Annotated in this window: 17 protein-coding genes, 1 tRNA gene and 2 pseudogenes; 6 read left to right on the top strand and 14 right to left on the bottom strand. The window is 43.1% G+C overall.

What is annotated here, in order from left to right:
- Window positions 1-80: 80 nt before the first annotated feature.
- The 3 genes and pseudogenes from A4V03_RS17070 to A4V03_RS17080 form a co-directional block, all read right to left on the bottom strand.
- Window positions 81-923: pseudogene (locus tag A4V03_RS17070) on the bottom strand (hypothetical protein); the annotation flags it as partial.
- An 11-nt stretch (window positions 924-934) separates the two neighbouring features.
- Window positions 935-1,912 carry an IS982 family transposase gene (locus tag A4V03_RS17075; RefSeq protein WP_065537559.1) on the bottom strand — a complete coding sequence of 326 codons (978 nt, stop codon included), beginning with the start codon at window positions 1,910-1,912 and terminating at the stop codon, window positions 935-937.
- 348 nt (window positions 1,913-2,260) lie between these two features.
- A tRNA-Leu gene (locus A4V03_RS17080) sits at window positions 2,261-2,344 on the bottom strand.
- Window positions 2,345-2,508: 164 nt separating this feature from the next.
- Here A4V03_RS17080 and A4V03_RS17085 point away from each other — a divergent pair.
- A complete protein-coding gene (locus tag A4V03_RS17085) occupies window positions 2,509-3,591 on the top strand; it encodes a mannose-1-phosphate guanylyltransferase (RefSeq protein ID WP_065539707.1) in 1,083 nt (360 codons plus the stop codon).
- Window positions 3,592-3,755: 164 nt separating this feature from the next.
- Here the strand turns inward: A4V03_RS17085 and A4V03_RS17090 are convergent, their stop codons facing one another.
- The 3 genes from A4V03_RS17090 to rpsO form a co-directional block, all read right to left on the bottom strand.
- A complete protein-coding gene (locus tag A4V03_RS17090; RefSeq protein WP_065539708.1) occupies window positions 3,756-5,405 on the bottom strand; it encodes an AMP-binding protein in 1,650 nt (549 codons plus the stop codon).
- A 63-nt stretch (window positions 5,406-5,468) separates the two neighbouring features.
- Window positions 5,469-6,044: a helix-turn-helix domain-containing protein gene (locus A4V03_RS17095; protein ID WP_065539709.1), complete on the bottom strand. Its 576-nt coding sequence runs from the start codon at window positions 6,042-6,044 to the stop codon at window positions 5,469-5,471.
- Window positions 6,045-6,229: 185 nt separating this feature from the next.
- Window positions 6,230-6,499, bottom strand: coding sequence for a 30S ribosomal protein S15 (rpsO, locus tag A4V03_RS17100; protein ID WP_004296393.1), 270 nt, complete (start codon window positions 6,497-6,499; stop codon window positions 6,230-6,232).
- Between the two features lie 155 nt (window positions 6,500-6,654).
- Between rpsO and typA the strand changes: the two genes are divergently transcribed.
- Window positions 6,655-8,454, top strand: a complete 1,800-nt coding sequence (typA, locus tag A4V03_RS17105; protein WP_004317549.1) for a translational GTPase TypA — start codon at window positions 6,655-6,657, stop codon at window positions 8,452-8,454.
- A gap of 90 nt (window positions 8,455-8,544) precedes the next feature.
- Here typA and A4V03_RS17110 read toward each other — a convergent pair whose 3' ends face one another.
- From A4V03_RS17110 to pckA, 3 genes and pseudogenes are all read right to left on the bottom strand, one after another.
- The gene (locus tag A4V03_RS17110; RefSeq protein WP_004317547.1) at window positions 8,545-9,069 is read right to left on the bottom strand and encodes a chromate transporter; all 525 of its coding nucleotides are present in this window, start codon (window positions 9,067-9,069) and stop codon (window positions 8,545-8,547) included.
- A pseudogene (locus A4V03_RS21725) lies at window positions 9,066-9,191 on the bottom strand (chromate transporter); the annotation flags it as partial. The gene A4V03_RS17110 and the pseudogene A4V03_RS21725, both read right to left, overlap by 4 nt.
- 346 nt (window positions 9,192-9,537) lie before the next feature.
- Window positions 9,538-11,145 (bottom strand): phosphoenolpyruvate carboxykinase (ATP), encoded by a 1,608-nt coding sequence (gene pckA / locus A4V03_RS17120; protein ID WP_065539711.1) that lies wholly within the window; start codon window positions 11,143-11,145, stop codon window positions 9,538-9,540.
- A 286-nt stretch (window positions 11,146-11,431) separates the two neighbouring features.
- Between pckA and upp the strand changes: the two genes are divergently transcribed.
- The gene (gene upp, locus A4V03_RS17125; protein ID WP_024987958.1) at window positions 11,432-12,085 is read left to right on the top strand and encodes a uracil phosphoribosyltransferase; all 654 of its coding nucleotides are present in this window, start codon (window positions 11,432-11,434) and stop codon (window positions 12,083-12,085) included.
- Between the two features lie 4 nt (window positions 12,086-12,089).
- Here the strand turns inward: upp and A4V03_RS17130 are convergent, their stop codons facing one another.
- From A4V03_RS17130 to A4V03_RS17145, 4 genes are read right to left on the bottom strand one after another with little or no spacing between them, the layout of a single operon-like run.
- Entirely contained in the window at window positions 12,090-12,965 is an 876-nt protein-coding gene (locus A4V03_RS17130; RefSeq protein WP_065540486.1) for a helix-turn-helix domain-containing protein, read from the bottom strand.
- A gap of 38 nt (window positions 12,966-13,003) precedes the next feature.
- Complete coding sequence (locus tag A4V03_RS17135; RefSeq protein WP_065539712.1) at window positions 13,004-14,641, bottom strand: efflux MFS transporter permease; 1,638 nt, start codon at window positions 14,639-14,641, stop codon at window positions 13,004-13,006.
- 49 nt (window positions 14,642-14,690) lie between these two features.
- Window positions 14,691-15,782 (bottom strand): HlyD family secretion protein, encoded by a 1,092-nt coding sequence (locus A4V03_RS17140; RefSeq protein WP_065539713.1) that lies wholly within the window; start codon window positions 15,780-15,782, stop codon window positions 14,691-14,693.
- Between the two features lie 22 nt (window positions 15,783-15,804).
- Window positions 15,805-17,136, bottom strand: a complete 1,332-nt coding sequence (locus A4V03_RS17145; protein WP_024987955.1) for a TolC family protein — start codon at window positions 17,134-17,136, stop codon at window positions 15,805-15,807.
- Between the two features lie 287 nt (window positions 17,137-17,423).
- On the opposite strand from A4V03_RS17145, the gene A4V03_RS20880 reads away from it, so the two are divergent.
- From A4V03_RS20880 to tnpC, 3 genes are all read left to right on the top strand, one after another.
- Window positions 17,424-17,993 carry a hypothetical protein gene (locus A4V03_RS20880; protein ID WP_065538285.1) on the top strand — a complete coding sequence of 190 codons (570 nt, stop codon included), beginning with the start codon at window positions 17,424-17,426 and terminating at the stop codon, window positions 17,991-17,993.
- A complete protein-coding gene (gene tnpB / locus A4V03_RS17155; protein WP_065538284.1) occupies window positions 17,980-18,336 on the top strand; it encodes an IS66 family insertion sequence element accessory protein TnpB in 357 nt (118 codons plus the stop codon). The genes A4V03_RS20880 and tnpB overlap by 14 nt, the downstream gene beginning before the upstream one ends.
- A gap of 78 nt (window positions 18,337-18,414) precedes the next feature.
- Window positions 18,415-20,016 (top strand): IS66 family transposase, encoded by a 1,602-nt coding sequence (gene tnpC, locus A4V03_RS17160; protein WP_084081121.1) that lies wholly within the window; start codon window positions 18,415-18,417, stop codon window positions 20,014-20,016.
- A 134-nt stretch (window positions 20,017-20,150) separates the two neighbouring features.
- On the opposite strand, the gene A4V03_RS17165 is transcribed toward tnpC, so the two are convergent.
- A complete protein-coding gene (locus tag A4V03_RS17165) occupies window positions 20,151-22,664 on the bottom strand; it encodes a YfhO family protein (protein WP_065539714.1) in 2,514 nt (837 codons plus the stop codon).
- Between the last annotated feature and the right edge of the window lie 2 nt (window positions 22,665-22,666).

Below are 22,666 nucleotides of genomic sequence, written 5' to 3' on the forward strand. Positions count from 1 at the left end.
CGTTTTTTTGTTAACGAGGGCAAAGTTAAGAGCTTGAAAATGAAGTCTAATTGACCTTTGTTTGAGCGTTCAATCTATGCTCAACCTTTTTGCAGTTGTTTGATGTATTTGTCTATGATTTCATATCCTTTCGGATAGATGTTTTTCGCTTGGTCTGTCGCACTCGACAGGTCAGTACGTGTAAGCGGTTCACCTTTTATCTTCTTCAATATCAGCTTATTGTTTGCTATGACAGACTGCCATTCATAAACGATGTAATTATAACAGCTAAGTTGCATCATAAGATAGGCTAACAGACGGGTATTATTAACTTTCAATACCCCATTCAGTTTGCAGTTGAAAAAATCGGTAAGTATTTTGGCACTGACGGTAGTAGTAAACATATTCGCTTCATTCACACAGTCGGTCAGAAGTTTGATTTCATTAGCTTTCAACGTGGACTTGAAAGGATTGCTTTTGCCCACAATCTTGGTTGGATTAGTATCTGCACTTTCCTCTTTCTCTTTTGGCAAGGCTTGCTCTTGGATGGCAACCGCATCTGTATGGTAATTGCTTTCCTGTTCTTGCAGATAGCGCAAATATTTGGAAAGCACGACAAGATTAACGATAATGGACAAATAAGGAAGCCGCCCATCATAACAGGACGGTTCATGCAAATATGCATCCATATCAAAATCAGAGCAGCGGAAACCGATATACTTTTTTCTTTCATCAGAATTCAAGTCCTCAAAATAACCGCTTTCCCACAAAAAATCGGGAATATCCATATCCAATACAATGTTACGCACGACACGGTATTTTTGTTGGATGGCTACAATATTTTCAGTCACACGGAAAATTTCTTGCCGCAAATAATCCTTTAGCTGAGCTTGCGTCAAATATTCACGTTTTAAAAATAGTGCATCTATTTTAGTTTTATAACCTGTTGGTTGAATTAAATTAGAGAATATTTTATCTGCCCAATCGGACGATGATTAACGAAATTGACATATTGCATGAACGTCATTGCAGCGATTTTGCCTGCCATTCGGGTGAAAAGACCGCAGGATTGCTTTGCGTAGTTTCGTATCATCATAAGATTGTCGTTGAGTTGAGAAAATATCGTTTCGATACGTTTACGGAACCTCTTGTATGCCCATGTGGGCGGACGCCAGTTTTTCTGATTAAGCCGATATGGAACTTCAAGAGTGATATTTGCTGCCTCAAAGAGATTCTTCTGAATCTCAGCACTGAGATAGCCTTTGTCTCCAAGCATCATGCAATCATGATATTCCCAGCGTACGTCCTTGAGATAATGAAGGTCATGGACGCTTGCGGCAGTCATGTCAAAGGAATGGATAACACCACGTATTCCGCAGACTGCATGGAGCTTATATCCATAGTAATGCAAGCCTTGCGAAGCGCAGTATCCCCAGTCAGGAGCCGCATCGGGATTGTCTTGTCCCATGGTGCATCGTTTCGCCCGTGCGTTCTGGCATACCTTTACAGGTTTGGAATCAATGCAGAACACATCTTCGGATCCATCAATGGCTCCGGCTACATCCTTGCGGATTTCTTCTGCAAGTCGTGCTGTAAACTTACGTCGGGCATTGAACTGTCTCCGACTGATCAGGTTTGGAAAATCCTCCTTACACTCATTATGCAATCGATGAAAAAGAAGATTCTCGCTGTCGAATCCGAAGGCTTCGGCGGTTATGCCGAGAGCAATTACTTCGAGGTCCGAGAACTTGGGGACAACGCCACATCTTGGGACGTTTCCGAGTTCATTAACACGATTTCCAGCGAAATCCTTGCATATTCCGAGGATTCTGACGAAATTTGCTATGAAGTTGCGCATAAGCAGTGCAATAGTACTTAGTAGTTTGGTCACCACTAATTTACTAATAATCTGTGAATTGTGCAACTTTTTCATTTGTAGATATTTAAAACTTTAATTCAACCAACGAGTTTTTATAGTCATGAGCTATACAACTATCTAATATCTTCTGTATTCCTCTGAAATTGGTTTCTATATGATTTTCCATAATCGTGTGCCTTTAAACGTTCTTACTACAAATATAAGGTAAGAATCTCACTTTTCCCGAAAACATCGGCAATAATAAGGAAGAAAAGACAGGATAAGAGTTAAGAAATTATAAAGATACAGGGAGAAAAATTATAAAAGTACACCTTTTCTTTGTATTCGTCATTCAGTACACATTTAGTACGCCCTATAAAAGCAGAAAACCCTGACAATCAGGTGATTATCAGGGTTTATTCGTACCCAGACCCGGGGTCGAACCGGGATGGAAGTGAATCCACTGGTGTTTGAGACCAGCGCGTCTACCGATTCCGCCATCTGGGCGCATACTTGATTTCTCAATTGCGGTGCAAAGATACAACATTATTTTGATTCCACAATAGTTTGGCAAAAAAAAGGAGAAAAAAATAATAAAACATGGCTTAAACACTTCTCTATTCAGAGAATAAACCGTACATTAGCAGAAACTTTAAAATAGAGTCACTGTCATGACAAACAAGGATAATTATTGCGTGATTATGGGTGGCGGCATTGGCAGCCGCTTTTGGCCGTTCAGCCGCAAAACATTGCCCAAACAATTTTTAGATTTCTTCGGAACCGGTCGCTCACTCTTACAGCAGACTTTTGACCGCTTCCAAAAGGTTGTTCCAACAGAAAATATTCTTATCGTTACCAATGCAATGTATGCAGACTTAGTGAAGGAGCAGTTGCCGGAAGTGAGCGAAGATCAGATTTTACTGGAACCGGCTAGAAGAAATACCGCCCCATGTATCGCATGGGCTTCCTATCATATCAGGGCACTGAATCCAAACGCCAATATCGTAGTCGCTCCCTCGGATCACCTGATTTTAAAAGAGGATGAATTTCTTGCCGCTATTGAAAAAGGACTGGATTTTGTTTCACGCTCAGAGAAACTGCTGACATTAGGAATCAAGCCCAACCGCCCCGAAACCGGATACGGATATATACAAATCGACGAACCTGCTGGAGATAACTTCTACAAAGTAAAAACATTCACCGAAAAACCGGAACTGGAATTAGCCAAAGTATTTGTGGAGAGCGGAGAATTTTACTGGAACTCCGGATTGTTTATGTGGAATGTAAATTCTATCATTAAAGCAAACGAAGAATTACTACCGGAATTGGCTTCCAAGCTGGCACCGGGAAGAGATATTTATACTACTGACGAGGAAAAAGCATTTATTGAGGAAAATTTCCCTGCATGTCCCAATGTATCCATCGACATAGGCATCATGGAGAAAGCGAATAATGTATATGTATCTTTAGGAGATTTCGGCTGGTCTGACCTTGGAACATGGGGGTCGCTTTATGATTTGTCGGAAAGAGATTCGGAGGGTAATGTTACCCTGAAATGCCATTCACTTATCTATAATAGTAAGGATAATATGGTGGTGCTTCCGAAAGGAAAACTGGCGGTGATTGACGGACTGGAAGGATATTTGATAGCCGAATCGGACAACGTCCTGCTGATTTGCCGCAAAGACGAAGAACACGCCATCCGCAAATATGTAAATGATGCCCAAATACAATTGGGTGATGATTTTATTTAATGGATTGAATCAAAGGCCGAGCGGAACAGCTCAAGCTCAGATTAAATAATCATACAAAAAGTAAACGGTGAACGCACTGCAAGCAATTATGCTGTTTGTTCACCGTTCTCTGTTTTTATAATCGAATAAAACTTTGTGTATCTTAACTCCTCACTCGTATATGTTTAGATAATCTCTATCCCCTGCTCTTTGCAAAGTTGCAGCCCCAGGTCTTTCAGTCTGAACTTTTGAATCTTTCCACTGCCCGTCATCGGGAATTCGTTCACAAAGAAGATATATTTTGGTATTTTATAGCGGGATATTTTATTTCTACAGAAGTCGCGCACGTCCTCCGCCTGCATCGTCACACCTTCCTGCAAGATGATAAACGCCCCGACAGCCTCACCGTATTTTTTTGAAGGGATACCCGCTACCTGAACATCTTTCACTCCGTCAAGTTTATAAAGGAACTCTTCGATTTCACGTGGATAAATATTTTCTCCACCGCGAATAATCATATCTTTGATTCGTCCGGTAATCCGGTAGTTTCCATCTTCATCTTTTATACCCAGGTCGCCGGAATGCAGGAAGTTGTTGGCATCAAGCACCTCGGCGGTTGCTTCGGGATTCTTATAATATCCCTTCATCGTGTTATAGCCACGATTGCACATCTCACCTTGTACGCCGACCGGACACTCCTCGCCTGTTTCCGGATCGAGCACCTTCACTTCCGTAAATTCAAAATCACGACCTACCGTATTGCAACGTACATCGAACGGGTCGTCAATACGGGTGGCCGTCATACCCGGAGCAGCCTCTGTCAATCCGTAGACGCTGGTCACCTTCATATACATTTTCTCTTCTACCTGCTTCATCAGTTCGACAGGACACAGCGAACCTGCCATAATACCTGTACGAAGACAAGACATATCAAAGAGATCGAACATCGGATGATGCAATTCGGCAATAAACATAGTCGGCACTCCGTAAAGAGCCGTACAACGTTCTTTATGAATAGAAGCCAACACAACCAACGGGTCAAAACGCTCAACCATCACTTGTGTACAACCATGGGTCAGACAGTTCATGGTAGCCAGTACAACTCCAAAACAATGGAACAACGGGACGCAACAGCAGAGTTTGTCATCCGCCGTAAACTTCATGTGCTCACCGGTCAGAAAACCGTTATTGGAAATATTATAATGCGTCAGCATCACTCCTTTCGGAAAACCGGTAGTCCCTGACGTATATTGCATATTTACCACATCATGGCAGCTAACCTTGCTCTTGAGTTTGTTCAAACGATCATCAGCCACATTATCCCCCAGCAACAGAATCTCAGCCGTGTTATACATTCCACGATGTTTTTCCTGCCCCACATACACTACATTCTTCATGTACGGAAAACGCTCACTCTTTAAATGTCCGCGTTCGCAAGTTTTCAACTCGGGCAGCATTGTGTAGGTCATCTGTACGAAGTCGCTGTCCTTCTCACCATTCACGATACAGAGAGTATGCATATCCGAGTTCTGGCAAAGATATTCCAGTTCGGATTGCTTATAGTTCGTATTTACAGTAACATATACCGCCCCAATCTTGGCACAGGCATATAGCAATGTCAGCCAGTCGGGCACATTAGCAGCCCAGATACCGACATGCGTACCTCGCTCCACACCGATGGCGATAAGCCCTTTTGCCATATCATCCACACGACGATTAAACTGGCTCCAGGTAAAACGGAGATTACGGTCGGAATATACAATATATTCTTTATCAGGAGTCTCTTCAGCCCAGTGTTCCAGCCACTGTCCCAAAGTACGGTCAAATAATTGCATGGAGTTCTTTCTATACTTAATACTTAATACTTGATATTTAATACTTGATATTTAATACTTAACTCAAATCGGTGTGTAAATTACTGCCAGGATTTTTGCAGCCTGTCCCTCATAAGCATGTACATGATGAGGTACAATGGAATCATAATAAATGCTATCACCTTCTTCCAGCAGATAGGTATTTTTACCATAGCTGATTTCCATGATACCTTCCATAACCATGATAAACTCCTCTCCTTCATGAGAAGAAAGCACGAAGTCAGTATCTTCTGTCGGCATCACATCAATTATAAACGGTTCCATGTGACGGTCCGCCTTCGACTTGGACAGTGAATGATATTCCATGTGTTTGCGAGAATGAATCGCATTATTGGAAAAACTGATCGCATCCTTGGCTTCTTTCTTACGGCATACTACCGGTCCCACTTCATCCTGATCATCAAGGAAAGTACCCAAACGTACTCCCAACACACGCGCAATCTTAATCAGCGGTGCGAGAGAAGGTATATCAATGTTATTCTCAATACGTTCAACCTGTTCGATAGCCAATCCTGAACGTTGTGCCAACTCTTCTATGCTTATTGATTTATCTTCGCGGAGGGCTTTAATTTTCTCGCCAACAATCTTACTTGTATCCATTTTGAAAGCATTTTAGTTATCAAAGGTGATAAATTATAATAATTAAGCTGCAAAAATAGCAAAATCTTTAGATGAATACAATTATAACCGAAGAAAATACGATTGTCAGGAAGAAAAAGAAGAAACTAAAAAAAGCCGCTCCTCTATCATGAGGAACGGCTTTAAATCTTTTCGCGGCAAGCAGATTACTTACGCAAACCGAGCTCTTTAACAATAGCACGATATCTTTCGATATCTCTTGCTTTCAGGTAGTCGAGTAAGCGACGACGCTTACCTACCAACATTGTTAACGCTCTTTCAGTACTATAATCTTTTCTGTTGAGCTTCATGTGCTCAGTCAGGTGAGAAATACGGTAGGAAAACAATGCCACTTGGGCCTCAGCTGAGCCGGTGTCAGTGTTAGACTTTCCGTACTTTCCGAAGATTTCTTGCTTTTTAGCAGCGTCTAAATACATAATTCTTAGAATTTTAATTGATAAATTATTCTTTTGAGCGTGCAAAGATAGGCATTATCCTTATATCACACAACGATTTACAAGAAAAAATTGCTATCATTGCACATATTTCTAATCCTATTTTCGTACCTTTGCAGCCAAATAATAGGTATTATATGCAAAATATTCGAAACATTGCAATCATTGCCCATGTTGACCATGGGAAAACAACGCTGGTTGACAAGATGCTATTGGCCGGAAATTTATTCCGCAGCAACCAAAATAGTGGTGAACTTATCCTGGATAACAACGATTTGGAACGCGAACGTGGTATAACGATTCTTTCCAAAAACGTATCCATCAATTACAACGGTACAAAAATTAATATTATTGATACTCCGGGACACAGCGACTTCGGTGGTGAGGTAGAACGTGTATTGAATATGGCCGATGGCTGTATTCTGTTGGTAGATGCCTTCGAAGGTCCGATGCCCCAGACTCGTTTCGTACTGCAAAAGGCGCTCGAAATCGGTTTGAAACCCATTGTGGTAGTTAATAAGGTAGATAAACCTAACTGCCGCCCGGAAGAAGTTTACGAGATGGTTTTCGACTTGATGTTCAGCTTGAACGCAACGGAAGATCAGCTGGACTTCCCCGTGATTTATGGTTCCGCCAAAAACAACTGGATGAGCACCGACTGGCAGCAACAAACTGACAGCATCACTCCGCTACTGGATTGTATCGTCGAAAACATTCCGGCACCGCAACAGTTGGAAGGTACTCCCCAGATGTTGATTACTTCTCTGGATTATTCTTCTTATACCGGTCGTATTGCCGTAGGTCGCGTACATCGTGGTACATTAAAAGAAGGTATGAATATAACGCTTGTGAAACGTAACGGCGATATGTTCAAGAGCAAAATTAAAGAACTCCATGTTTTCGAAGGTTTAGGCCGTGTGAAAACAAATGAGGTTTCTTCCGGTGACATCTGCGCGCTGGTAGGTATTGACGGATTCGAGATTGGAGATACAGTTTGTGATTTCGAAAGTCCGGAAGCACTGCCACCTATCGCAATTGATGAACCAACCATGAGTATGTTGTTTGCTATCAACGATTCTCCTTTCTTCGGTAAGGACGGTAAGTTTGTGACTTCACGCCACATTCACGACCGCTTGATGAAAGAGCTTGACAAGAACCTGGCTCTCCGCGTAAGAAAGAGTGAAGAAGACGGTAAATGGATTGTTTCCGGCCGTGGTGTACTCCACCTTTCTGTATTGATTGAAACAATGCGCCGCGAAGGATACGAGTTGCAGGTAGGTCAGCCACAGGTTATCTTCAGAGAAATCGACGGTGTGAAATGCGAACCGATTGAAGAGTTGACCATCAACGTACCGGAAGAATATTCCAGCAAGATTATTGATATGGTTACCCGCCGTAAAGGTGAAATGGTAAAGATGGAAAATACAGGCGAACGCATCAATCTCGAATTCAACATGCCTTCACGCGGTATCATCGGTTTGCGTACCAATGTACTGACAGCTTCTGCCGGTGAAGCCATTATGGCACACCGTTTCAAAGAATATCAGCCGCACAAAGGAGAAATTGAACGTCGTACCAATGGTTCTATGATTGCTATGGAAAGCGGAACAGCTTTTGCTTATGCCATCGACAAATTACAGGATCGCGGTAAGTTCTTTATTTTCCCGCAGGACGAAGTCTATGCAGGACAGGTAGTAGGCGAGCACTCTCATGACAACGACTTGGTTATCAACGTAACCAAATCGAAGAAGCTGACGAATATGCGTGCTTCCGGTTCGGATGACAAAGTACGTCTGATTCCGCCTATCCAGTTCTCACTTGAAGAAGCATTGGAATATATTAAGGAAGACGAATACGTGGAAGTTACTCCAAAGGCAATGCGCATGCGTAAAGTGATTTTGGACGAAATCGAACGTAAACGTGCCAACAAGAACTAACCATTCTTTCATTATATTATAATAGAAATCCCGGTGAAACGCTGTGTTTTACCGGGATTTCATTTTTTCCTGCAAATATTACAAACATTACTAATACAACAACAATCCTACCACACCCGCCAGACAAATCAACAGGATAGGGTGAAGATTCCATTTCCATGTAACCAAAAAGGCTGCCGCAAAAATACCGATACTTTTATAGTCCATAAAATTTTCTCTATTCATCATAAGCAATGCAGCCGAAGCAATCAGAGCAACCGACATAGGTAACAGTCCGGACATAGCCGCCTTAATATACTTGTTATCCTTACACTTCGCAAAGAAATAAGAAATGAGCAACACCAGAATAAAAGAAGGTAAACAAACCGCTACCGTAGCTAGCACCGCTCCCCACACGCTTTGCGTTACCGCATACCCTACATAAGTAGCACTATTGATACCAATCGGCCCTGGAGTCATTTGCGAAATCGCCACCACATCCGTAAACTGCTGGGGAGTCAGCCAATGATGAATATCCACTATCTCGTGTTGAATAAGGGAAAGCATCGCATATCCGCCTCCAAAACCGAACATACCTATTTTAAGATACACCCAAAGTAATTGCAAATATATCATACCTCTTTATTCATTATTTTTTCTTTCAACCACAACGTATATACCAATCCTCCCAGAATTCCTGCCAACACAATATAAATAGGAGACAGTCCAAACTGCCAAATCAAAAGAGTAGCTATGGCATAGCCACCACCAATAGTAAACATTCCAATCTTCGCAAACGTCACGAACAATTTCAAATACTCTAATACCATTCCTACTTTCTAATTTTCCGACATTTTCTATTTATTTTCTAATAAGCCCTTCAGCCACATCATATTCAATCCGGCAGTTACATTCCTTCACTGTTTTAAAGTTTGCCTGTATCCAGATACGTCATAGCTATCATTAAAAGTAAATAACTCCATTTTGACAAATATAGAAAAAAAACAAAACAGACAATATTCCTTTTCATAGAAAGACACAGTATAGCAATAAAAAAGGCGGTTCGAAATCGAACCGCCTTCCAGATTATATCTGATTCTCCAATTAGAGTTTCGGACCAGCAGCAACCAAAGCCTTACCAGCTTCGTTGCCAGTAAATTTAGCGAAGTTCTTAATGAAACGTCCAGCCAAATCTTTTGCTTTTTCTTCCCATTTGCAAGCACATTCGTAAGTGTCGCGCGGGTCAAGAATCTTCGGATCAACACCCGGAAGTTCTGTAGGAACAACAAAGTCGAAGAAAGGAATAACCTTAGTAGGAGCTTTGTCGATAGAACCGCTAAGGATAGCGTCGATGATACCACGAGTATCTTTGATAGAGATACGTTTGCCTGTACCATTCCAACCTGTGTTAACCAAATATGCCTTAGCACCAGTCATCTCCATCTTCTTAACCAGTTCTTCTGCATATTTAGTCGGGTGCAATGACAAGAAAGCAGCACCGAAGCAGGCAGAGAATGTCGGAGTCGGTTCAGTGATACCACGTTCTGTACCAGCCAATTTAGCTGTAAATCCAGACAAGAAGTAGTATTGAGCCTGTTCCGGGTTCAGGATAGATACTGGAGGCAATACACCGAATGCATCAGCAGACAAGAAGATAACTTGTTTTGCGTGAGGACCTTTAGAAACCGGTTTAACGATGTTTTCGATGTGATAGATAGGATAAGAAACACGAGTGTTTTCAGTCACGCTCTTGTCAGTGAAATCAATCTTACCGTTAGCATCAACAGTTACGTTTTCAAGTAAAGCGTCACGTTTGATAGCATTGTAGATATCCGGTTCGCTATCTTTATCCAAGTTGATAACCTTAGCGTAGCAACCACCTTCGTAGTTGAATACACCTTCGTTATCCCATCCGTGTTCGTCATCACCGATCAATTTACGTTTCGGGTCAGTAGACAAAGTAGTCTTACCTGTACCAGACAATCCGAAGAAGATAGCAGAGCTAGTTCCTTCCATATCAGTGTTAGCAGAGCAGTGCATAGAAGCGATACCACGAAGCGGGTTCATGTAGTTCATAATAGAGAACATACCTTTCTTCATTTCACCACCGTACCAAGTATTCAGGATTACTTGTTCTTTAGTCTTCAGGTTGAATACTGTAGCAGTTTCAGAGTTCAAGCCCAGTTCTTTGTAGTTGTCAACTTTTGCTTTAGAAGCGTTGAAGCATACGAAATCAGGTTCTCCGTAGTTAGCAAGTTCTTCAGCTGTCGGGCGAATGAACATGTTAGTTACGAAGTGAGCCTGCCAAGCTACTTCCATGATGAAACGTACTTTCATACGAGTAGCTTCGTTAGCACCACAGAAAGTATCAACAACGAACAAACGTTTGCCGGAAAGTTGTTTTACAGCTTTAGCTTTCAAGTCAGCCCAAGCTTCTTCAGAACATGGTTTGTTGTCGTTTTTATATTCTTCGGAAGTCCACCATACAGAATCAGCAGAAGCTTCATTTTTAACGAAGAATTTATCTTTAGGAGAACGACCGGTGTAGATACCTGTCATTACGTTCACAGCGCCTAATTCAGTAACTTGACCTTTTTCAAAGCCTTCCAGACTCGGTTTTGTTTCTTCAGCGAACAAAACGTCATAAGACGGATTGTGCAAAATCTCGGTCACACCTGTGATACCGTACTTGCTTAAATCTAAATTTGCCATTTTCTTTGAATTAATTAAAAATTGGTATTTTGTTTTATTATCTCTTTTCACCTTTAATTAAGAAGGGGATTGGGAACACCCCCTTGTAAATCCGGGTACAAAAGTAACACTTTCTTTGGAAAGGAAGAAGGTATTAGAGAAATTTTTCCCTAATTGAATCTCTTTTATAAATTCCTAACAATATCTGCAAACTGAACGTTGCAATTTGAAAGATTATCACTTACTTTGCAAGTCAGTATGCTAGCAATGCTGTGAAAATAAGATTAAAATCTGAATAAAAAATAATATGAAAGTAATTGATTTTGGCCAAACTAATTCGATTCTAAACCAGTACATATCCGAAATCAGGAATGTAGAAGTGCAAAATGACCGCCTGCGTTTCCGCCGTAATATCGAGCGTATCGGAGAAATCATGGCTTACGAAATGAGTAAAGAGTTTCAATACTCGGTAAAGAACATCCAGACACCATTGGGCATCGCTCCGGTCAGCACGCCGGACAACCAATTAGTAATCAGCACTATTCTACGTGCCGGTCTGCCTTTCCATCAAGGTTTTCTCAGTTATTTCGACGGGGCGGAGAATGCGTTTGTTTCCGCTTACCGCAAATATAAAGATACGCTAAAATTCGATATACACATAGAATATATCGCTTCTCCCCGCATTGATGACAAAACGCTGATTATCACCGACCCTATGCTGGCAACAGGAGGAAGTATGGAGCTTAGTTACCAAGCAATGCTGACTAAAGGACACCCTGCCGAAATTCATGTTGCTTCGATTATCGCCAGCCAAAAGGCTATCGATCATATAAAGAATGTATTTCCTGAAGACAAGACAACAATCTGGTGCGCAGCCATTGATCCTGAAATCAACGAACATTCTTACATTGTTCCGGGACTGGGCGATGCAGGCGATCTTGCCTATGGTGAAAAAGAATAAACGTTTAAAGATCCTTCCGATATTGCTGCGGTGAAACCCCAACCTGCTTCTTAAAGAACGTACCGAAATAGGAAGCATTGGGGAAACCGAAGGCATTTGAAATCTCCTGAATATCCTTCTGCGTATTTTTAAGTAATGAGATGCTCTTACGAATGATAGCTTTGAATACAAGTTCCTGCACGGTATATCCGCAGATACTTTTAGAAACGGCAGAAAGATATTTAGGAGACAAACACAATTTATCCGCATAAAACTCAACACCCCGTTCCTGCATATAATATTTTTCGATTAACTGGATCAAATGAATAAAGACTTCGTTTTTGCGTCCTCCCACTTCCTGCCCGTCATTGACGAGTTTGCGATTATAAATAGAGCAAATCCTGTACGTCAATGCAAGTAGAAGTAATTTCTGTTCATAAAGTTTAAATGAATTTTCCTCTGACTGTAACACATTGTCCAATAAGGACATATACTTTACTACCTCTTCTTCCTCACCAGTAGACCAGACACAAGAAGGTTCTTCGGGAGTAAGGCGGGAATACATATACATGGAAACAACCAGATTCCCCATAATATCCCGGATAGGTTCTATCTGATAGATCAAAATCCGCACCTCCATGTCTTCCGACTCTTGCAAAACCTGAAACTCACCGTCTTCGGGAATAAACAAACTTTCGCCTGCTTCTGCTAAATGCTTTTTCTGATTAAGCGAAAACTGGAAATTACCCTGGTGGCAAATAATCAGCCCTAGTCCTTTCATTTGGAAAGGTTTCTTCAGTGAGGGGGGAAAATTTATAAATATCCCTTCGGAGCTACATATATTTTTCCCACTTAACAAATCGCGATCAAACTGCAATAAACGTTCTTGTCCGCTATCCATCATACTAATATATTAACAGATCATTATCAAAAACGACGCTAAGTTAGCAATTTTCGTTTAGGATAAGGAACAACAAGCACAAATATCATACAAATTAATCCACCATAAATTGTCCATCCCGCCATCTCTTTGAGTGCAGAGAGCGTGGCCTGCACCTGAATACGCCCCTTGGTAGCTATAGCAGCCATGTTACGGGCTTCCGTCTCACTCTTTCCCTGATATTTCATACCCTGTATCGTACCAAGGTAAGAAGTGGAAGCATCCGGATTAAGCAGGTCCACATTTTGCGCATAACGGGTTATATAGTGTTGCTGCCGCTCTTGCAAAACATTGGTATAAATTGCTCCGCCAATACTCGGTCCTACCACCATACGCACGGTAAGCATAATGCAGATCCAGGTGGAAAGATATTTAAAAGGCATACGTTGATTGGCATAAGCAGCCGTCAGCGCATACAGAATCATCATGCCTGTGGCACGGATGATAACTGCATATTTCAGACGCTCGTAAACTCCTGCTGTCTGTACCTCGAAATACATGAAAACAGCTGATAAAGACAGGAAGAAGAATCCCATCGCAAACAGATACTTAAAATGTAATCCTTTACCTCCCAACGCCATAGCAATCACGGCACCAATAGCATAACCTACCATACACCAATTACCTAATGAAGCATTTTGCAAATTATCGAGATGCATCCCCACTCCTGCAAACACATTGACAAACATAGCACTGGAGTTTATCACCATCAATAATAAGTAAAGTAATGCTCCCATACGTATAGTACGCAGTTTGAACGCATCCAGCAAAACATAAGGCGACCGGCGCGTTACGTCCATATATAGAAAAATTCCCGCAAACAGAATACTTACAGCTGTCGCCCAACGGATAGATTCGTCATCATACCAGTCGAGCACTTTTCCATAAACCAGCACATACGTAAGACAAGTCAGCGAAATGCAAAATGCAGTGACATTGCCGAACTTACGGAAATTAATAGGAAACCTTCCGGGAAACTTATAATTCGGCATGGTAATCAACAAAAGCAAAATAGAAATCAGAAGAATCCCCATCATAAAGTAATACACATATTTCCATTCATATTCAAAGGACAGCCAAGCCGTCAATGCCGTGCCCGACTGTCCTAGAATCATAAAAAACAGATAAACAGCCGGCTGACTCACACATCTTTCAATGTCCAATTTATTCCAACCGGCAGTATCCTTCGGCTCCAACCCCGGAGTAATATTGCGGGTAGCTTCCATTCCACCCGCATACCAAATGAGTGTGAACAGATTGACCATCATCAGTACCATACGCAAGAAACCCGTCAAAAGACTACAAAGCGCCAGCAGAAAAACGCTGTCTGTCTTTGCACAGATATAACTGAATATATACATGAACGCAAACCCGACAATACACATCATCTTCTCCCGCCGCACACACACCAACTGATATAGGAAAGGAGCAAAGGCTGCCATACCAATAGAAGTAACAAAGTTGGCAAACTGGATATGCTCGGATATAATGCCAAGCCCGCTCATCATTTCGGTGCTATTCACCGAATAAACCCCGCCTACCGTAAGAATCGGCAGAAAGAAAAATAACAGAATGATAATGCCCAACGGTTTGGGCATCCAGCTATAGAAAGGATAATTTTTAGGATAAGAGGGCATTAATCTTTGATTTATGAATTATGATTTATGAATTATAGGTGCACGGTGGTTAGAGTTTGGCTTTCACTACTACCATCATGCCTGCTGCTAATCGTTCGTTGTCTTCTTTCGATAAATCGGTGAAGTCGATGCGTACGGGGATGCGCTGTTGGATCTTCACAAAGTTACCTGCGGAGTTATCGGTCGGCACTAATGAATATTTGGAGCCGGTAGCTCCTGATATAGAGGTGACTTTGCCTTTAAACTCTTTATCGCTAATGGCATCTACTGTGACAAATACTTCCTGTCCGATATGCAGGTTCTCGATTTGTGTCTCCTTATAATTGGCAACGATCCATTTCTGGGTATCAGGAAGAATATAGGTGATGGTCTGCCCTGCCGAAATAAACTGTCCTTCCTCTAATGAGCGACGGCCGAGTTTTCCGTCACAAGGAGCTATTACAACCGTATAGGAAAGATTCAACCGGGCCATTTCGAGCGCAGCTGTTGCTCTTTGAATAGCCGCTTCGGTATTCATGCGACGGTAGGACACTTCATCTACACCGGAAAGAGCTGCTTTTTTCTGCCTTTTCGTAGCTTCCAGCTTCTTACGCGTAGCTTCATAATCAGTGACAATCTGTTCAAGTTGGATAGGAGTAGCCGCATTTCGTTTCACGAGGTTCTCATATCGTTTCCGGTCTTTTTCCAGTTTCGCCAACCGTACTTCAATTTCGGCAATAGACGCATCGTAAACAGATGCTGTTGTCTGCGTGGTATTGAGTGTAGCATTGATGACGGTCGCACCGGCTTGCGCATCTTTCAAGGCAGCTTCAGCCTCCATTACGCGAATTTTATATTCACGATCATCCAGTACCAGCAAAGTATCTCCTTTATGTACCTCCTGATGTTCTGTAAAGTAGATTTTGTCAATGTAACCTGAAGCACGTAGATTGATAGGAGACACATATTGTTCTATTTGTGCGTCGTTACTAGTCTCCGTCTGGCTATAATTCAAAAAAAGGCAGATCACTTCAATCACTCCCCAAATAATAATAGCCACTCCAAGAAGGCTGATAGCAATCTGCCAGCGACGAAGTTTCTTCATTTTTTTTGCTTTCTCCTGATGAGCAGCGGAAGGAAGGTTATTTTCCATTGTTTCCATATTTATGATTGTTATTTGCGTATTATTTGACTAATGATTCTATTTGTCCGGTCAGTTTAAGCAGCATCAGGTTAGTCACCCGATAATTATAATGTGCGCTGATATAGTTGTTTTGAGCTTCACTCATCTGCATTTCATCTTGCAGCACTTCCGTCATAGAAGCAATGCCTTCCCGGTAACGGTCGGAAGTGACTGCGTACACATCTTCGGCAAGCAAGTAGTTATCCTTCTGTTTCTTAAAGTTACGCTGATTGTTCATCAGGTCGTTCACAGCATTCAGATATTGAGTTTGCAAATTCTTCCGGGCGTCTTCCCATGCCAATCTTTTATTCTCTATATCGATCATCGCCTTCTTTATTTTATAGGTTTTATCCAGTCCGTCGAAAATCGGAATACGCAAGGTTAGTCCCACTCCATAGGAACGAAACCATTGATTGGACGGACCGGAGTGGAACCAATGATAACCTTTATCCGTATATGCAGCATATCGCCAGCTGCCTGTCAGACTAAGAGAAGGGATATATCCATTAGTAATGATCTTCTTTTGACGTTCCGCCAGTTGCACTTGCGATTGTGAGAGTTGAAGTTCATAGATATTTTCCGACAAGCCAGTCAGGGCTACCGTAGTAATGCTATCGGCATTTACAGGTGTCAGCGCGATTTCCTTTTCAGCCGGATAATCCATAATGTATTTCAGCATATTCAACTGCTGTTTCATCATTGCTTGTGCATTGTCATATTGCACCTTCAGATTTTCCAAATTGATATTGACTCTTTTCAGATCGACTTCCATAGACATTCCGTTATCGAAGAAAGCCTGTGTAATATCTCTCAATTCTTCCAGACGGGTGATATTTGCTTTTATCAGCATGATTTGTTCGGCCGTGACCTGTCCGAGATAATACATCTTACTGATTTGAAGAATAACATCTTCCCTGGCTTTTCCATAAGACAGACGACTGATTTCTTCCATCACTTTAGCTATGGACATAGAAGTATAAAGAGTCTGATTGAAAAGCGGCATCTGCATTTCCAGTCCTGCATTAGCAGAATGTTGCAATGTTTTCGTTATATTATAGGGAACTCCGTAAGATGAACCGTCTGTGACTGACACTGGAGGATCAAAATTGTTATTATAACCGGCTATCGCATTAATTTGCGGCAGCAGCTTCGAACGGTTTTCAGATACGCCATATTTACTTTTTTGTATTTCTTTACGTTTCCCTTCTAACGACAAGTTATTGTCAATACCAATGCGGAGACAATCCTCTAATGTCAGAATCTCTACCTCCTGTGTGTTTCCACGTAACACGAACAAGAAAAAAAAGGAAAAAATGAATAGTAGTCTTTTCATAACACAATGCTCTATTATTGGCTACAAATTTAGTAGCTTACAGCATAATAAGACTATCCACAAACTATTTGTTTATATTCATATTTTCCTTTTTCAATGAACAAGCAATAGACAACCACTCTCATAAAACATCACACTTAATATGTTTCTATGAACAGCGTTTGTTTTTTCATATTTTTTTAGTGAATGAAAAATAAGGGCGGCGCCCTTTGTGAGGGTACAACCGTCCGCGATAGCGTATTGAAGCCTGCCTGTAAAGTTTCTAACTTTGCCCTAAAAATTGATTTATGGGAAAAGTTGAACTTTACAGGCAGGTTTTCTTGTCATTCAAGCAACTGTGTGCCGAAGGAAGACAGCCGTCTTCGTTCCGAGCCTATTGCATAGCCAACGGTGTAGATCAGAGTCAGATGCGGCAATTGCTCAAGAGCGAGTTTCAGGATATAAAGACCTTGCCGGGATATTGTTGCGTAAATAGTCGCCTTTACGGGGAAATTTATGAGCGGTTCAAGCAATTATGCGCACAAGGCAGACAGCCCGGGACCTTATCTTCTTATTGCAGGAGTTTTGGTGTAACATACGGTCAGTTGCATTCTTATTTGTATCGGAAGCATTTACGTGTGGCCGGATTGCCCGGATATACAGGACCGACAGGCACGGGTAACAATAAGTCTGAGGAGGTGCCTTTCGAGGATGTCATCTTTGAGGAGGCCGGTTTTCTTCCGGCTGACACGGGCAATGTGATAACAGTAAAGGTCGACGGTCATGTGGCGGTCAGCTTTCCAGCTGATACTGATGTTGCTGTCATTGCAAAGTTCGTCAGAAAGATGGGAAAGGAGGTCGGTCATGTGGGGTCTTGAGCAGGGGTTACGGCTATGGGTATGCCAGCAGCCGGTGTCGATGCGTTACGGCATACGCGGTCTGACCCAGATGGTGTGGTCGTGGAAGGGGCACTCTCCGGCATCGGGCGATGTGTATGTGTTTTTCTCCAAAGACCGCAAGTCCATGAAGGCTCTGAAATGGGATGGTGACGGATTTTTGATGTACACAAAAAGACTGTCGCAAGGTCGTTTCCGGGAGGTACTTAAAAAGGGCGATGACGGCGTGCGCAGGCTCCAATGGGACGATTTCTATATGCTGATGAGGGGGCTCACGCCTGTGAAGGTGACGGTCGAGAATCGCTTCAGAATGGCTGTAAAATAAGGCTTAATAATTTGTTAATCAAATAAATAAATGGTGTAGAAAGTTGCAAATGTCAGATATTTTTTGTAACTTTACACCATGAAAAAGAACGAGTTGATAGAGTTTTTGCAACGTCAGATCGAGTATCTTCAAGGACAACTTGACGAGGCGTTGTCCTCTGTCAGCTCTCTTACTTTATCCAATGAAAAACTCCAGTCAACCAACGACAGACTGGTGGCAACAGTAGATGAGCTGCGCAAACAGATAGCCTCGTTGGAGGATGCTGTAAAAGGGAAAGGCGCGGAACTAAGCAAAGAAAAAGCTGCTCGTCAGGCCGTGCAGCGTCTGCAGGGCTCGCCGTCAGAGCGCCAGACAAAACCGATGCCGGCTCCTGCCGTATCAGAAACTCCGGAACAGAGGCCACAGAAGAAACGCACCAACAATGGAGCCAGGAGAAAGACCCATCCCGAGTGCGAGGTAGAGACGGTTGTGGTGGAGCCGGACAGCCCCGACTTCAATCCCGAGGCGGCGACGTTTATCGGCGAGTGCGATGTCGTGCGCTACGTCATGGAGCCGATGCGCTTCAAGAAAATAATCTACAAGGTACGCAAATATGTGCAGGACGAGAAAATATACAAAGGCTCTGCTCCCGCCACGCCGCTGCTGAACTCGCAGTATACATCCTCCTTCATTGCCGGACTCGCCGAGCTACGCTATCTCCACTGCATGCCACTTGAAAATGCAGTCGAATACTTCCGTGCCCACGGCTTCGACCTTGACAAAGGCACGGCACAAAAACTGATCAGCAAGGTAAGGGTTCATCTGGAGAATCTGTACAAGGCTCTCGGGCCGGCAGTTGTCGAAGACAATTATATCTGTGGTGACGAGACCTATCAGAAAGTGCGGCTGCAGGTGGCCACTCCCTCGGGCAGGAAGATCAAAAAGGGCTACATCTGGGTGTTCGTCGGCATGACAACCGGGCTTGTATACTTCTTCTATGATGACGGTTCCCGCTCTGCCGAAGTCTTCAAGCAGCATATCAAAGGCTTCAACGGAGCGTTCCAATGCGATTGTTACTCGGGATACCGGCATATCGGAATCGGTGAGATGAGCGGGATAAAACGCTTGCCATGCCTGCAGCATATAAAGCGGAAGTTCCTCGACCTGAAAGACAATCCGCAGGCGCAGGAAATAGCAAAGCTCTTCGGACTCCTTTACCACTTCGAGCATCAGCACCGCATAGGCAAAGACGGATGGACGGCGGAAAAGCACCTTGAGTGGAGACAACGATACTCCAAAGTGATGCTCGAGAAAATCCGCATGAGACTGACAGCGGTCAAAAATCGCATCGGCGTGCCACCCGACGACCCGCTGCTTGCCGCCACCGAACATGCGCTTAAACAATGGGACGTGATACCACGCATCTTCGCCTCACCCACCTACAGACTTGACAACAACAAAGTCGAGCGAATCAACCGCTACATATCCCTGACCCGTCGCCGACTGACAATCGGCTCCCACTCCGGAGCCGAAGCCGCCGCCCTGTACCACTCGCTGGCCATCACCTGCCATCAGTGCGGAGTCAACGTCTTCGACTACTTCTGTGACATCATCGACCGATGTGCCGCATGGCCGCCAAACACCCCGATCGAAAAATACCGCGACCTGCTTCCCGACCGCTGGAAACCCTCACAAAAATAGCCGCCCAAAATCCGGACGGCTTTCTTTTTATGGCTTACCTGCTATCGCGGACGGTTGTACTTGTGAGGAGGAGTGCCGCCCTTATTTTATAACCTTACCATACATTATGAAGGTTAATGACTATTACATTTCGCTTAAGACTTCTTCGCAATCTTGTTCCGCTGCGTCCACGCAAGGACCATAACTCCGATCAGCAACAAAGCCAGTGCTGCATAAGCAATACTTTCTGTAACCTGTATGCTTTGCGGGTCAAACCACATTTCGATGGTATGTTCTCCTGCCGGTACATTTATCGCACGCAAGATATAATCTGCACGGGCAATATCGACGGGCTGACCGTCAATAGTCGCCTGCCATCCCGGATAATATATTTCGGAGAAGACAACAACTCCGTCTTTAGGAGTGAAAGCATTGTAAGCCAGACGATTCGGCTCATAACTAGTCAACTGGATGGTAGATAGAGAATCTTTATATCCTTCTGTCACACCTTTCAATTGTTCTTTAAACTTCACATCCACTACGGCTGTTTCCATTGGAAGAATATCATTCAAAGCGTCGATTTCTTCATTTGCATTATTTACATACTGTACCTTGTCTACGAACCACGCATTGCCGTATGCATAAGGATTTACCACAGGAACAGCCTGCCCTTGCTCGCCGGCAGGGAAAATGAAGTATTTTGTATTCAGCATATTCAGTACACGGAATTTGGAAGCGTCTACACTGTCCATCTGTCCGCCGGCAGTAGCCACCGCCTGATAGGTTTCCTGCATCTCGGGCATGATATGATGATCTATCATTTCCTGATAGCGACGGAGCTTCGCTGCATGATAGCCACCGACACTCTTATGCCAGTATGCCGTGTTGTTTTCATTAAACGTATTACCGGGGAAACCTATAAAGTTCAACACACGATAATTTAAAGTAGTATCCTGAAGGATCATCTCATCCGCCTGTGTTTTAACAAACGCTTCTGTCTGTTTGGATTTCGGCACAAACTGTTCGTCATTCAAATAGCGTTTATTGATGCTCCACATATCTATCAGACATAAAAGCGCAATACCAGCCAGTGTGAAAGAAGCTTTCAACTTCCGCTGTTGATAAAGGAATAAAAGCACGCAACCTATCACGATAATAAAGAAACTGCGCCATGCATCCGAAGCAATAATAGCTTTACGCATTTCAGTCAGGTTTGCCACAAGCGGAGCCAAATGTTCGGCTGGAAGTCCTTGTTTCAAGGCAGCCATCTCTTGTGTCGTAATAAAACCGGAGAAGAAAATACCTGGAGCAACAGCTAAAATCAACGCAACACCGGCAGTCAGTATCAAAGTGGCAATCGCCCCTCCACGGTTTTCTTTCAACTTCAGCGTATCCGGCTTACTCAAAATCTCTTTCAAGGCAAAAATCGCCAACAAAGGAATGGTAAATTCAGCAATCACCAGAATGGAAGACACGGCACGGAACTTATTGTACATCGGAACGTAATCAATAAAGAAGTCTGTCAGTCCCATGAAATTCTTTCCCCATGAAAGCAGAATCGAGAAGATAGTAGCTCCCAACAATGCCCATTTCAGAGGACCTTTCACTATGAAACAACCCAATATGAACAAGAACATCACAAATGCCCCGACATATACAGGACCGGCTGTCCACGGTTGCTCACCGAAATATTGCGGCAACTGCGAATAAATACTGTTATACATTGGATTGGCCTTTGCCATAGCAGCTTCGCTTTGCGACATCGTAGATCCTGATCCTCCTCCTTTTACGTTCGGAACCAGCAATGTCAATGTCTCGCCAATACCATAACTCCAATTGGTTATGTAGTCGCGATCCAACCCGCTACTTGTCTGGCTGGCCGCAGCGCCCTCCTGCTTCAATTCGCTCTTGCCGCGCATCGTCTCCTTACTATATTCATAAGTATGATACAGATTGGAGATATTGATGCAAACTCCTACCACGGCAGCCAATGCCAAAATTGCGCTGGCCTTGAAGAAATGAGGGAGTTCTTTCTTTTTATAAGCATCTTCAAAATACGCTCCCACGAAAAACAGGATCACAAACATGAAATAATAGCTCATCTGAATGTGATTCGATTGAATCTGAAGGGCAATGAACAACGCTGTAATAATTCCGCCCAACAAGTATTTTTTCCGGTAAGCCAGAACAACACCCGCAATCGTGGGCGGGATATAAGCCAACGTCACAAACTTCCAAATGTGCCCTGCCGGTATCAGAATGAAGAAATAGGAAGAAAAAGCCCATATCACTCCGCCCAATCCTGCCAGCCAAGCCGATATTCCGAAAGCGCGCAAAAGGATATAGAATCCGAGCATCATAATAAAAGTCAGCACCACATAATCCGGGAGAAAGAGGCGATAAACCTTCTCCACCCCTTTCAGTGACGTTGTTGAGTCGTAACTCGGAGACATCTGATAGGTAGGCATACCTCCAAAAATCGAATTTGTCCAACGCGTACGTTCTCCGGTACGTTCGAGATACTCTTTCGATTCTTGTCCCGCACCGACTCCGGCAGCCGTGTCATGCTGAAACAAGATACGACCTTCGATATCAGCCGGGAAAAAGTAAGCGAAAGAAAGAATGATAAAAGCCAGAATGGCTATTAAGTCGGGAAGAAACTTTTTCATTT

Origin of the sequence: Bacteroides caecimuris (genome assembly GCF_001688725.2) — a bacterium.
Classification (GTDB): domain Bacteria; phylum Bacteroidota; class Bacteroidia; order Bacteroidales; family Bacteroidaceae; genus Bacteroides; species Bacteroides caecimuris.

Excerpts from the sequence above, each read along its gene's own strand:
- A4V03_RS17075 (WP_065537559.1), bottom strand. The coding sequence starts at position 1,912 with ATGAAAAAGTTGCACAATTCACAGATTATTAGTAAATTAGTGGTGACC.
- A4V03_RS17085 (WP_065539707.1), top strand. The coding sequence starts at position 2,509 with ATGACAAACAAGGATAATTATTGCGTGATTATGGGTGGCGGCATTGGC.
- A4V03_RS17090 (WP_065539708.1), bottom strand. The coding sequence starts at position 5,405 with ATGCAATTATTTGACCGTACTTTGGGACAGTGGCTGGAACACTGGGCT.
- A4V03_RS17095 (WP_065539709.1), bottom strand. The coding sequence starts at position 6,044 with ATGGATACAAGTAAGATTGTTGGCGAGAAAATTAAAGCCCTCCGCGAA.
- rpsO (WP_004296393.1), bottom strand. The coding sequence starts at position 6,499 with ATGTATTTAGACGCTGCTAAAAAGCAAGAAATCTTCGGAAAGTACGGA.
- typA (WP_004317549.1), top strand. The coding sequence starts at position 6,655 with ATGCAAAATATTCGAAACATTGCAATCATTGCCCATGTTGACCATGGG.
- A4V03_RS17110 (WP_004317547.1), bottom strand. The coding sequence starts at position 9,069 with ATGATATATTTGCAATTACTTTGGGTGTATCTTAAAATAGGTATGTTC.
- pckA (WP_065539711.1), bottom strand. The coding sequence starts at position 11,145 with ATGGCAAATTTAGATTTAAGCAAGTACGGTATCACAGGTGTGACCGAG.
- upp (WP_024987958.1), top strand. The coding sequence starts at position 11,432 with ATGAAAGTAATTGATTTTGGCCAAACTAATTCGATTCTAAACCAGTAC.
- A4V03_RS17130 (WP_065540486.1), bottom strand. The coding sequence starts at position 12,965 with ATGGATAGCGGACAAGAACGTTTATTGCAGTTTGATCGCGATTTGTTA.
- A4V03_RS17135 (WP_065539712.1), bottom strand. The coding sequence starts at position 14,641 with ATGCCCTCTTATCCTAAAAATTATCCTTTCTATAGCTGGATGCCCAAA.
- A4V03_RS17140 (WP_065539713.1), bottom strand. The coding sequence starts at position 15,782 with ATGGAAACAATGGAAAATAACCTTCCTTCCGCTGCTCATCAGGAGAAA.
- A4V03_RS17145 (WP_024987955.1), bottom strand. The coding sequence starts at position 17,136 with ATGAAAAGACTACTATTCATTTTTTCCTTTTTTTTCTTGTTCGTGTTA.
- A4V03_RS20880 (WP_065538285.1), top strand. The coding sequence starts at position 17,424 with ATGGGAAAAGTTGAACTTTACAGGCAGGTTTTCTTGTCATTCAAGCAA.
- tnpB (WP_065538284.1), top strand. The coding sequence starts at position 17,980 with ATGTGGGGTCTTGAGCAGGGGTTACGGCTATGGGTATGCCAGCAGCCG.
- tnpC (WP_084081121.1), top strand. The coding sequence starts at position 18,415 with ATGAAAAAGAACGAGTTGATAGAGTTTTTGCAACGTCAGATCGAGTAT.
- A4V03_RS17165 (WP_065539714.1), bottom strand. The coding sequence starts at position 22,664 with ATGAAAAAGTTTCTTCCCGACTTAATAGCCATTCTGGCTTTTATCATT.